Annotated in this window: 11 protein-coding genes and 1 pseudogene; 4 read left to right on the top strand and 8 right to left on the bottom strand. The window is 65.2% G+C overall.

The window, feature by feature from the left end; translation table 11 throughout:
- The first annotated feature begins 645 nt into the window (after positions 1 to 645).
- The 3 genes and pseudogenes from serS to ACGFYH_RS36905 all read left to right on the top strand — a co-directional run bounded on the left by serS (position 646) and on the right by ACGFYH_RS36905 (position 2,977).
- Entirely contained in the window at positions 646 to 1,926 is a 1,281-nt protein-coding gene (gene serS / locus ACGFYH_RS36915) for a serine--tRNA ligase (RefSeq protein ID WP_393807545.1), read from the top strand.
- A gap of 31 nt (positions 1,927 to 1,957) precedes the next feature.
- Positions 1,958 to 2,389: pseudogene (locus tag ACGFYH_RS36910) on the top strand (GNAT family N-acetyltransferase); the annotation flags it as partial.
- Positions 2,390 to 2,428: 39 nt separating this feature from the next.
- On the top strand, positions 2,429 to 2,977 hold the full coding sequence (locus ACGFYH_RS36905) for a GNAT family N-acetyltransferase (RefSeq protein WP_393807544.1): 549 nt from the start codon (positions 2,429 to 2,431) through the stop codon (positions 2,975 to 2,977).
- Between the two features lie 107 nt (positions 2,978 to 3,084).
- Here the strand turns inward: ACGFYH_RS36905 and ACGFYH_RS36900 are convergent, their stop codons facing one another.
- On the bottom strand, positions 3,085 to 3,633 hold the full coding sequence (locus ACGFYH_RS36900; RefSeq protein ID WP_393807543.1) for a GNAT family N-acetyltransferase: 549 nt from the start codon (positions 3,631 to 3,633) through the stop codon (positions 3,085 to 3,087).
- A 39-nt stretch (positions 3,634 to 3,672) separates the two neighbouring features.
- Positions 3,673 to 4,575 (bottom strand): hypothetical protein, encoded by a 903-nt coding sequence (locus tag ACGFYH_RS36895; RefSeq protein ID WP_393807542.1) that lies wholly within the window; start codon positions 4,573 to 4,575, stop codon positions 3,673 to 3,675.
- Between the two features lie 620 nt (positions 4,576 to 5,195).
- Here ACGFYH_RS36895 and aspS point away from each other — a divergent pair.
- The gene (gene aspS, locus ACGFYH_RS36890; protein ID WP_393807541.1) at positions 5,196 to 6,518 is read left to right on the top strand and encodes an aspartate--tRNA(Asn) ligase; all 1,323 of its coding nucleotides are present in this window, start codon (positions 5,196 to 5,198) and stop codon (positions 6,516 to 6,518) included.
- 65 nt (positions 6,519 to 6,583) lie between these two features.
- Here aspS and ACGFYH_RS36885 read toward each other — a convergent pair whose 3' ends face one another.
- The 6 genes from ACGFYH_RS36885 to ACGFYH_RS36860 all read right to left on the bottom strand — a co-directional run bounded on the left by ACGFYH_RS36885 (position 6,584) and on the right by ACGFYH_RS36860 (position 11,321).
- Complete coding sequence (locus ACGFYH_RS36885) at positions 6,584 to 7,324, bottom strand: restriction endonuclease (RefSeq protein ID WP_393807540.1); 741 nt, start codon at positions 7,322 to 7,324, stop codon at positions 6,584 to 6,586.
- 76 nt (positions 7,325 to 7,400) lie between these two features.
- On the bottom strand, positions 7,401 to 8,186 hold the full coding sequence (locus ACGFYH_RS36880) for a hypothetical protein (protein WP_393807539.1): 786 nt from the start codon (positions 8,184 to 8,186) through the stop codon (positions 7,401 to 7,403).
- Positions 8,183 to 9,106, bottom strand: a complete 924-nt coding sequence (locus ACGFYH_RS36875; protein WP_393807538.1) for a radical SAM protein — start codon at positions 9,104 to 9,106, stop codon at positions 8,183 to 8,185. The genes ACGFYH_RS36880 and ACGFYH_RS36875 overlap by 4 nt, the downstream gene beginning before the upstream one ends.
- A complete protein-coding gene (locus ACGFYH_RS36870; RefSeq protein WP_393807537.1) occupies positions 9,103 to 10,314 on the bottom strand; it encodes a radical SAM protein in 1,212 nt (403 codons plus the stop codon). Before ACGFYH_RS36870 ends, ACGFYH_RS36875 begins: the two co-directional genes overlap by 4 nt.
- A gap of 95 nt (positions 10,315 to 10,409) precedes the next feature.
- Positions 10,410 to 10,766, bottom strand: coding sequence for a hypothetical protein (locus ACGFYH_RS36865; protein WP_393807536.1), 357 nt, complete (start codon positions 10,764 to 10,766; stop codon positions 10,410 to 10,412).
- Positions 10,767 to 10,952: 186 nt separating this feature from the next.
- Positions 10,953 to 11,321 (bottom strand): helix-turn-helix domain-containing protein, encoded by a 369-nt coding sequence (locus tag ACGFYH_RS36860; protein WP_393807535.1) that lies wholly within the window; start codon positions 11,319 to 11,321, stop codon positions 10,953 to 10,955.
- Between the last annotated feature and the right edge of the window lie 192 nt (positions 11,322 to 11,513).

Here is an 11,513-nt window from a genome sequence, read left to right as displayed (position 1 = left end):
CTGGCGCCGCCGCCACCAGGCCCGATCCCAGGCCAGCCACTACCAGCGACAAGCCGCCCAGACATGAAGATCACGATCTACAGCTGGAGTACTAGAACGGGCCGGACACTCTGTCCGGCTACACCAACGAGTCCACGAGGAGCCAGAGCGTTGTACGTCTGCCGTCAGAGCCCATGCTCGATGCCCTCGGGAACTACTTGGAGATTCCTGGCTTCGTGATCATCGTGATTGCCGTCAGGGTGATCATCGGCTCGTGCACGAGGGGTGGATAACCAGCGGGGCTGGGCGACAAGGGACCCGAGCCGAGCCGCAGGGTGAAATTCGTTGGCTGAGTGACGGTAGCGCGCCCTAATCTCAGACGTAACGCGATGACGGAGACGAGTAGCCCGGGTTACGCGAGCCGAGAGAGCCGCCAAATGCTGTGAAGGCGGCCTCGCGCCCTGGGGTGAATCCCCTCCTGAGTGCGAGGAGGAACGGCCATTGGGAGTGGTCCAATGCCTCGCCGGTCGACCCCCGTCACCGGGTCTGAACGAGGCCATCACAGGCTGTGGTGGTGAAGGCGCGGTGGCACCGCGAGTTGCCCCTCCTCGCCCGCGCTCCCAAGGGATCACGCCCATGACGGGCTGATCGAACGGAGCACCAGCCATGCTGGACGTCACTCTCATCCGTAAAGACCCCGCGCATGTACGGCAGGCTCTGGCCAAGCGGGCCGTGCACATCGACACCGACGCCTTCCTCCGCCTGGACCAGGCTCTGCGGCAGGCGCGCAACGACGTGGAGCGGCTGCGCGGAGATCGGAAGGCGATCTCGGGGAAGATCGCTCATCTGCAGCGGGCGGGCGAAGCCGTAGAGGATCTGCGTGCAGAGGCCAAGGCCGTCGCCGAGCGCCTGACCGCCGCCGAACGTGGGCTGACCGAACTGGAACAGGCCCATCGTGCATTCCTCGACCCGCTGCCGAACCTCCCCGATGACGATGTGCCCGCCGGCGGTAAGGAGAACAACGAGGTCATCCGACTCGCTGGGCAGCCGCCCCGGTTCGGCTTTCAGCCGGAGGACCACGTCGATCTCGCCGACAATCTTGGGCTCATCGACGACCAGAGGGGGACGAAGCTCGGCGGCAGCGGCTTTTGGATCTATCGCGGCAACGGCGCGCTGCTGGAGTGGGCGCTGCTGAACTACTTCGTCGAGGCCCACGTGCGGGACGGCTACGAGTTTCTGCTGCCGCCGCACATCCTCACCTACGATGCCGGGTACACCGCGGGGCAGTTCCCGAAGTTCGCGGACGAAGTACTCACTCTGGAGCAGGGCGAGAACGGCCCGGTGCAGTTCTTGCTTCCGACGGCGGAGACCGCGTTGGTGAACCTGCACCGAGATGAGACCTTGCCGGAGGCCGAGCTGCCCAAGCGGTATTTCGCCTACACGCCGTGCTACCGCAAGGAGGTAGGCGGCTATCGCACGGCCGAGCGGGGAACTCTACGCGGTCACCAGTTCAACAAGGTGGAGCTGTTCCAGTTCACACGCCCCGAGGACTCGCAGGCCGCGCACGAAGAACTCCTCGGCAGGGCCGAACAGTTGGTTAACGGCCTTGGCCTGCACTACCGCGTTACGCGCCTGGCTGCCGAAGACACGAGCGCCGCTATGGCCAAGACCTTCGACGTCGAGGTGTGGCTGCCCAGCCTCGGCACGTACGTCGAAGTCAGCTCGGTCTCGAACGCCCGTGACTACCAGGCCCGGCGAGGCAACATCCGATACCGGCCGCGCCAAGGAAGGTCGGCTTTCGTGCACACCCTGAACGCGTCGGGACTCGCAACCAGCCGACTGCTGCCTGCGATCCTCGAGCAGTATCAACGGCCCGACGGCACCGCGGTCGTTCCTGATGCCCTGAGGAAGTGGGTACCCGGCGAGGTACTCGCGCCGGGGAACTGAACTGCGTAGATCTGAACTGCGGCTGTCCCCTCCGGCTGGCCGGGGCCGAATCGCTGGCGAACAGGACCGCGATCAACTGGTGTGCTGGTACGGGGAGTTCGTCACAGACATCGGAGGAACTGCCTCCGCAGAGGCCGGCTCCTGGGCTGACACGCGCATCGCCCACGGGCGCGTCAGGTTTTGGGAGACCCCGGATGGCACCCCTGTCTCCATAGCGGGCATGACCCCGATGGTCGCCGGCCAGATCAGGGTGGACCCCGTCTACACACCGGCCCACCTGCGCGGCCGCGGCTACGCGGGCGCTGCGACTGCCGAGGTCAGCGGGGCGGCAGTGGCGGCAGTGGCGGCGGGAGCGGCGGAGGTGCTGCTGTTCGCTGACCTGGCCAACTCCACCAGCAACGGCCTGTATCAGCGGATCGGATACCGCCCAGTGACGGACTTCGCGTTGTACGACTTCTCGTAGTGCTTGCCCGGATAGGGGCGCCGAGTAGAGTCCCCAGCCATGTATCCAGTCCAGCACTCCACCCCACGACTGTCTCTTCGGGAACTCACCGTGGACGACGTCGACGGCGTCCTGGCGATCTACGGTGATCCGGAGGCGACCCGGCACCTATCCTTCGAGCCTCGAACCCGCGAGCAGGTTGAGGCTCTCGTCAGGGGGGCGATCGCCGCGTCCGGTGCTGAGCCCCGCACGGAGTTCGCGCTGGCCGTCTCTCAGGAGACTGGTGGTCTGATCGGCTTCGCCCGTCTCGCCATGGACCCGCACCAGCAGCGGGCCGCAACGCTGGGGTTTGCTTTGCGTCCCGATGTGTGGGGCCAAGGTCTGGGCGTAGAGACGGTGCGGGCTGTTCTGGCTGTCGCCTTCGGCCCACTGGATCTTCACCGAGTGTGGGCTGCGCGGTCTCCTGCGAACACGGTGTCGGAGAAGACTCTGCTGCGCGCTGGCTTCGTGGAGGAGGGGCGCATCAGGCAGCATGTATTCGTTCATGATGCGTGGCGGGACTCTGTGACCTACGGAATCATCGAGGCGGAGTGGCGTGCGACGTTGTGAGTGAGCTGCTGTGACGTCGAGGCGACGGGCGCGACGCCAACCAGAGGCCCATGCGGAAGCCGGAGGGCACGGTCAGGGCAACGTCGAACTGCTCGACGTCCAAGCTCTCACCAAGTGCGACGCATGAACGCTGCCCGATCAAGCCGCCAGATCTGGTGCACGCCGCTCTCTCCTGGCACCTGGGGCGCCCTCGTTCGCACATGGCTCCGAGCGAAGCCCAGCCGCTCAGGGATGCCGCGGCTGGCGTGGTTCAACACGTCGTGGTCAATCTCTACCCCCTCGATGCCGGGGAGTTCGAAGGCCTGGCATGTCAGGGCGGCGACCGCAGAAGTCGCCAGACCGCGTCCTGTGTACGGAGGGGCCAGCCAGTAGCCGGAGTCCAACCAGTCGCTGTTGGCCAGGCGAACAAGGCCGCAGCTTCCTACGATCACGCCCTTCGAGGTGATGGCGTACTCATAAGGACCGCCCGATATCCAGGTTCGTTCGCAGCGGGCGGTGAACTCTTTGGTCCGTTCAAGGCTGTGCCCCGCCACCCAGGGCATCCATGGACGCAGATGATCAAGTGCATCGTGCACCAGTCGGTACAGCTCATCAGTATCTGAGGTTCGCCATCGGTGTAAGATGACCGGGCCGTACGCCAGAGTCTCAGCGGGCACAGTCGCCCTCACCAAGATCGAGTCCGGGTGCCGCTCGCCTCACTGCCTTTGAGGGCTGGCTGGCGAGGCGATGTCCAGGAGCTCCGCACGCAGCTGCCCACAGGCGGCTGCGGTTTCCCGCCCTGCGGACAGATGGTGGGAGACGATCCAGCCGTTCAGCCTGTTGGAGAGCGCGTCGATAAATTCCTCTTCCCGCGGGCTTGGCCGGAGTGGACTCCCCTGCACGGGGTTGAGGCTGGAGGTCCTCAGAAGGACGAAACGGCCGGCGTACGGGGTGAGCAGCTCAAGCAACGCTGCCTCGTCCTCCGGCCTGGTGTTGTGCTCACACAGGACATAGTTCAGCACTACGGGACGCAGTTCCGCGACGGATGCCCACAGAGGCAGTACGGCCGATGGGGCGTCCGCTCGGGGAATGACGAGCCGCCTCTGATCTGTGGTGGCACCGTGCAGGGAGAACATGAACCGGTCGGGCAGCCAGGAATCGGGCTTCAGGAGTGTCCTGACCCACGATTGCGGGGCGATGCTGGTGACTTTCACTGAGCGGGCAAGATCGCGAGCCAGGATGGTCTTCGCGGCAGTGGTTACGTGGGCCCAGTTGGCGGCGACATCTCCGACCCCTGCGAAATCGACCCAGACGAGTGGGCCTTGATGATTGCGTACGTCCTCCAGGGACTCGACTGCAGCGACGATCTCCTCCGGATGAAGGTTCCGGACGAAAGGAGTGGTCGCGAAGGTAGTCGCGCAATGCTTGCAGCCGTAATTGCATCCCGCCTGGGCTGACATACAGACGGAATAGGCTTTGTGTTCCCCCTCCCAGAGTTGCACGGCCTCGAACGTGGACCTGTCTGAAGTCTTGAACACATACTTGACGCTGCGATCGAGTGCTCTGCTCGTGGAGACAACCTCAATTAAGCCGCCACTGCGGGTCGAATCGCCCATCATGCAGATCCCTTCCCGTGGAGTTCGTGCACGCTTTACCGCCATCGACGGATGTGCGATTGCGTCTCAGAATGCCAATTCTCCGGCAGGCCGGAATGCCCCTGCCGGATTCTTGCTGGTGCCAGTGAGAAATCACCCCAAAAGGGGGACAGAAATTACTTACACTGCACCAATAGGTTCTGGCTCGCAGGGCAGACTACAGCCCAAGAAACCGAGCTCAAATTACAGCAGTAATATCCGGCGGCTGGGGCGGTCGGACAGCGAGACCGGCGGAGGAGCTGAGCCACTGGGTCTGATGGCTTACTGGGAAATCTTGCTGCTCTGCGCTCCTGGACCGCTATGCTCAGGTCCAACGCGTTGACGGAGACAAGTAGCGACGGGATCCGCGAGCAGAGAGAGCTGCTGGTAGCTGTGAAGGCAGTCTCGCGCCCCACGTGAAGACCCTCCCGAGCGCGGGGAGGAACGGCCGATCGACTCGGCCCAATGCCCCGCCGGCTGGCCCCCGTGACCGGGCCTGAATGAGGCCGTCGCCGTCTGGTGGCGGCAAAGGCGTGGTGGCACCGCGAGTCCCCTTCTCGCCCACGCCCCCAAGGGATCATGACGACGCCCCGGGAGGGCCCGAGATGATCCACACGACTCCCCGTGTATTGGTCTCCGACCTGCGAGAACACGTTGGCGAGACCGTTTCCGTCTGCGGCTGGGTGAACACCCTTCGGCTGCAGCGCAAGATGCAGTTCGTCATCGTCCGCGACCACACCGGAATGGTGCAGGTCACCCACAGGCGTGGCGGCGAGAGCGACAGCACCGAAGCCACCCTGGAGAGCCTGACCACCGAGTCCGCGGTCAGGATCACCGGCCGCGTAGTCGACAACCCGATCGTCAACCTCGGCGGCCTGGAACTCGTGCCCGAGCAAGTGGAGGTTCTGAACCGGGCCGAGACACCGCTGCCGATCGACGAACACACCGGCCTGGAGCACCGTCTCGACTGGCGGTTCCTCGACGTGCGGATGCGTCCGCAGGCACAGCTCCTGTTCGCTGTACAGACCACTCTCGAGCAGGGCATGCGCGAGTACGCCTACAGCCAGGGCTGCACCGAGATGCACACCCCGAAGCTGATGGGAACCGCGAGCGAGTCCGGGGCCGAGGTGTTCAAGCTCGGCTACTTCGATCGCTCCGCGTTCCTCGCGCAGTCCCCGCAGTTCTATAAGCAGATGGCGATTTCCGCCGGCATCGACAAGGTCTTCGAGATCGGCCCCGTCTTCCGCGCCGAGCCGTCGTTCACGTCGAGGCATGCGACGGAGTTCACCGGCGTCGACGTGGAGCTCGCCTGGATCAACGGCGTCGAGGACGTCATGGTCTTCGAGGAGCAGATGCTCACTCACGCTATCGCCAAGGTCGCCGACGTTCATGGTGAGGCGATCCGCGAGACCTTCGGCGTCGACGTCACGGTCCCCACGATGCCATTTCCTCGGGTGACCATGGCCGAAGCCCAAGAGATCCTGCGGGCGGGCGGCTGGGACCCGGAGGGCACGAAGGAGGACCTGGACCCGGAGGGCGAGCGGGGCATCTCCGCGCACTTCAAGGAGCAGACCGGGCACGAGTGGGTGTTCGTCACTCACTACCCGACGAGCATTCGCCCCTTTTATCACATGCGCCCCGAGAGTGACCCGGGCTTGACGCTGAGCTTCGACCTGCTTTGGAAGGGCCTGGAGGTCACCACCGGCGCCCAGCGTGAGCACAGGTACGACGTACTGCTCAAGCAGGCCGCCGAGAAGGGCATGAGCACCGAACCGTTGCAGGACTACCTGAACGCTTTCCGCTTCGGCTGTCCGCCGCACGGAGGCCTCGGTATGGGCCTGGGTCGGGTGCTGATGGTCATGCTCGGACTCGACTCCATCCGCGAGGCCGCCTTCCTGTTCCGCGGACCGAACCGGCTCACCCCGTAGGACCCTTGTCGCTTCATGTGATTGGGGCGGTCAGCACTCTGGCTGACCGCCCCAATATGGTCTGTTCAACGTGCTTCGCGTGTACGGCGGTTCGTCGGCTTCGGTCCTGGTGGCCGAGTGCCGCGCCCCGTCTTGCCCGTCCGGGAAGGCCCGCTGCCGGCGCCTCCGAGCGGTAGCAGAGAGTCCAGGCGTGCACCGTTGTTCCAGGAGCCGAACAGGTCCCGGTTGAGCGCGACGATGTTGTGCTTGGCGGCGAGGGTTCGGGCGGCAGTGCTGTATTCGCAGGTGGCGACGAACACGGCTACGTCTGCGTGGTGTTCGGCAAAGGCCATGCCGACGAACTTCTGCATGTCCCCGCTGGGAACGGTGCGATGCGGTGCGTAGTGCTTGACCTGGACGACGAGCCGCTGGCCGTCCGGCATATGACCGAGGACGTCGGCGGCGAGGTCCCCGGAGCCGCCCACCACGCGCACATTGGTGCAGCCGTCCCTGCGGCACAGCTCCGCGATGTAGTGCTCGAAGTCCTGCCAGCTCATCGCGTCGATTGCCGTCATGGATCTCTCCATGGCCATACGACGGTCCTGCTCGCGCCAGGCCCTGTCACCGTCACGTGCGCGGCGATCGACTCTCCGTAGGGCCCAGACCGTGGCCCCGACTGCAGTCGCTAACAGCAACCCCAGCAGTAGCCACGGCACTTCGAGGAAGACGAACACCATAGCGACGATCGCCGCGGTCGCGAGAGTGACGCGCTGCTGGATGAGGCTCCGCCGTTGCGCCTTGGTGCGTCGACGCTTCCGTTTGGCCACGCCGCCTCCCCCTTGGTGAACCTGCCCGCAGTGTGGAACGACCCGTTGCTGGGGCCAAGAGCGGCTTTCCGGCCAGTCAGTAGCGGACGTTGCGGAGATCGTGCATCCACGCTTCGTCGGGATGCTTGTCCCAGTAGGCGCGCAGCGCCAACTCTCGGTCTGAGAAGCGGCCCTGATGGCAGAGCCCGCCGTGGGCAAGGGTGACGCTCATCGCGAGTGGCGACTCGGTGGTCACCCAGTGCGGGGTCAAGGCGTGACTCCACAGCCTTTCGCCCGGCTCCATACGAACCGAGAGCCGGTCGGCCGGATCGTGTTCGGGCGGCTCCTCAGCGGTGGTCTCGCCAACAACAGCAGCCTCGGCGGACAGGACGCTGCCGGGGTCGTGGTAGCTGTGGAACGTCTTGGTGCCCTCGATCTGCCACACCAGGCCGTGGGAGTTGTCGTTGTGATACGTCGACGCGGCACCGGCTGTGGACAGAAAGAGTAGGGGCGCACATCGCTGCCACGTGTATCCCCAGCCGGACATCCGGGTGCGCCAGGGGATCATGACCTGTTCTTGGAAGCCGGCGAGTATGCCGGAGTAGAAGCGGGTGAGGTTGAAGTGCACCAGCCGGAACGGCCACGTGACGATCTCGTCGATCGGAGCAGTGCGGAAAGCGGCGGTGCGATCCATGCGGAGGGCCCAGTCGTCGTCACCGAGGATCGTGAACCGTACTTCTTCGTCCTGCCGGACCGCAGCGAGAACGTCGACAGCGGGCGGGAAGCTGTAGTCGAAGCTGATCAGTTCGCTGTCGACCGGGAAGTTCGGCGGGATGCACCAGCGGTTGAGGAACTCGTCTCGGGTGGTGATGGGGTTCGTCATGGGCTGCTCCCAGGTGGGGGTTCGGCGCGGCAGATGGCCGCGCAGGACGGGGTGGTCCACTCCTGGGGCTCGGCGTTGAGGAAGTCGCGGATGGTCGCCCTGGGGGCGGTCACGCTCACCGAGGCTGTGCCGTAGGGGCAGCGGCGGATCTCACCTCCCGCGGACACGTACAGGGACGGGCCCTGGCAGCGTTGCCTCCCAGGTGGTTCGCGGTGCAGGGCCTGGAGGTCTTGGACGTGCTGGTGGAAGCGCGACGTGAGGCGGAAGCGGGTGCCCAACAGGGCGGTGTCCTGGCTCTGCTGATCGAGATAGTCGGGCAGGCTCCACCCTGCGCGAGTTCGGTCGGCTTCATCGAGCATGACCGGACTGAATTGGACCTCCGCTTTCGCTCCGGCAACCAGATCACGCAGGGCGCGGCACTCGGCATCGGTGAGCTGCCAGTAGGTGACGTGCAAGATCCTGCCCCGTGTGGCGCTGAGCTTGTCGAGGGTGGCGATCCCCGTGGCGGCGCTGCGGTGGGTGCGACCGAGCTTCATCGCGGCAGCTGAGTCCGCGGACACAGTCACGTTGGCCAGCAGGTGCGCCACTTCCTCCAATCGTTCCACGTCCTCGGGGGCGCGGGCGGAGGTGACCACGGAGATCGGCATGCCGAACTGGTGTGCCAGACGCACGAGTTGCTGCAGCTCTGGGTGGTGGGCGGGCTCGCCACCGGTGAGGCAGATCTCTTCGGCACCTGCTTCCTTCAGTCGGGACAGGCTGCGGGTGTAGAGGGGCAGGGGGAGGTAGCCGTGGGCTCGGTCGGCGCGGAAGCAGAAGCCGCATGCGATCTTGCAATGCCCGGCGGTGCTGATCAGCGCCGACCGAAACCGCCCCCGGCCAGTCCGTGGTGCGGGCGGCCTGGTCGCGGTGTGGGTGTTCACTGCACCCCCGTGCTGTCCCACACGGCGATCTCGACCGTGCTGGTGTAGAACGCGCACATCTGCGGGTCCGGCCGCTCCCCACCGATCAGCAGCTGCTCATTGCGGGAGGGGCCACCACAGATCGCCAACGCTGGGCACGTGCCGCACTCCGGCAGAGGCGCCACCTTCTTGGCGATGCCACCCAACAGACTTGTGTCAGCGCGGATTTCATCGAGGGTGTGGAGGAACTCGGGTTCGGTGAAGTTGATGTCGCACAGACTGACCCGCTGGCCTGGCAGCAGCGCCACGTTCAGGGTGCGGTCGCTCTGCATGTGATCCAGCAGCATGGGCCGACGCCGGTCGAGTGCCTGGAAGGCGCGGTCCAGGACAGAGAACATCATCCCGCCACGCCCCAGGGCAACAAGCCGCGCCTGGTACAGCTCCTTCGACAGGTCGGCCCCGTTGACGATCCAGCGGCCTCCGGCGGGGACGGGGGTGTTGGCGTAGATGAACTTCAGCCCGAGTTCCTCGATGATCCATGTGACGGTCTCAGCCAGGCGGCCGATGTTCGCCGGTGTCGGGGTGAGATTGCAGCCCACGTGGATGCCATCGATTTCCAGGAGCCGGCGTACGTTGCGGCGGATGCGGTCATCGGCTGCTTGCCCGCCGAGGAGTCGTCGGTGCGCGGAGTTGATGGAGGGCGGCCCGTCGATGGAGATACCGACCCCGTACCGGTAGCGGGCGAAGTGCTCGGCCATATCGTCGGTGAGGCGGGCGCCGTTGGTGACGACGGTCCGCCGCACCTCCTTCACGCCGTATTCGGCTGCGAGCTTGTCGGCGAGGTCGTCGCCGTATTGCATCAGGTCGAAGCGGGTTGTTGGTTCGCCGCCGAACCACTGGATGGCTACCTCGTCTTGGCCGGCGTTGGTCTCGAACAGGTAGGTCAGGCCTGCGGCGAGGTCGTCCTCGCTCATGTCCGGCTTGCCGGTGTTCGTGTCGACGAAGCAGTAGCTGCACGCCATGTTGCAGCGGTCGGTGAGCACGACGCGAAGGCCGCTGATCCTGACCGGGGTCGCATCAAGGCCGAGGTTGCTCAGGCGGGTATGGAGTGCCTCACGCGGGTCGACCTCGGGGGTGTCGGGCGTGAAGCCGAGCTCGGAGAGAGCTGTGTGCGTCGCGGTCGGGGGAACCGCGGAGAGGTCGTCGACCTCCCCGCGGTCGAGGTACACGCTTTCCAGCGTGACCGGGTCGAGGAGAGCAGTCTGCCCGTCCCGGTCGTACTGGATGTACTTCCCCCACAGGAGCTGTGAGGAGGCCACTGTGGTTACGCGGCTTCCTCGGCGACGATCCCGCGCTCGGCCATTACCTTGCGGACCAGTTCCTCGCCCGCGGCCTGCAGTTGCGCCGAGGCCTCCGGGGAGCCGCCGTCGGCGAGGACGATGACGCCGGGCAGGGTCGGGTTCGCGGCGATGAACGTGATGCCGGCGGGCTCGGTGCTGACCATCATGATCGCGTTCTCGACCGGGACCCAGTCGGTCTTGTCCCTGACCCCTTCCAGGATCTCGGCCTGCTTGGCCTGGAAGGCGTCACGCTCCCCCATCCAGACCCCTGCCTTGCTCTTCGAGTCGACGACGTCCGCGTAGATCAGGTGGTCATTCTTGGCTCGGCGAGGTGTTGGCATAGCACTCATCTCCTATAGCTGGCTCGGTCTGTCTCGGATCTGACGTTGTGCTGTGCGGCCCCGGTAATTCGCTGGGCCAGTCCATGAGGGTGCTACCGAAACCCCGTGACGTCATATCCCGGAGGTGATATCACTTGAGCGATATCTCGACGGTGAAGCACCTGAGCAGCTTTGATCTGCCTACGCCTACGCGTCGTCTGGGGCCGCGTCGAAGGGTCGTAGCATCGGTCCTGTCAGCTCAGGGGGCACATCTAGCCCTTCGAGCAGAGCAATGATCTTGTCGATGTTCGTGAGCCGACGGGTTCCGGACTCCAGCATCGACAGAAACGCCTGGCTAAGGCCGACCAGGGCAGCCAGGTCTTCTTGCCTTAACCCGCCTACCCTGCGCACGAGTTGACAGAGCGTGCCGAAATCTCGTTCCACTAATGCTTTTTGGACATTGAGATCCAGCCAGACGTGCGGAGGGACTGACGGATCCACCGGCAGAGACCCCCTGGTTCTTCGGCTGCAGACCGTGCAGCGCCCCTCGTTGTTGTACCTGCTCAAGCGACACATGCACCCGCCGCAGCGTCGGACCTGCCGTACAGCAGAAGGCCGGCTACCTTGCACCGCCAACTCGCCCGGAATCGCTGACACAATCCGCTCGCCTCTCGCCCTTAGAGGTTGTCTCACGTGGTGAGTTTCGCGAGCTTCTTGTAGCAGGTGAGGGCTGCGGCCAGGCCGAGGAAGGCGAGGAAGTGACTGCCC

Source organism: Streptomyces sp. NPDC048392 (genome assembly GCF_043200575.1).
Taxonomy (GTDB): domain Bacteria; phylum Actinomycetota; class Actinomycetes; order Streptomycetales; family Streptomycetaceae; genus Streptomyces.
This window is presented reverse-complemented; position numbering and strand designations above follow the sequence as displayed.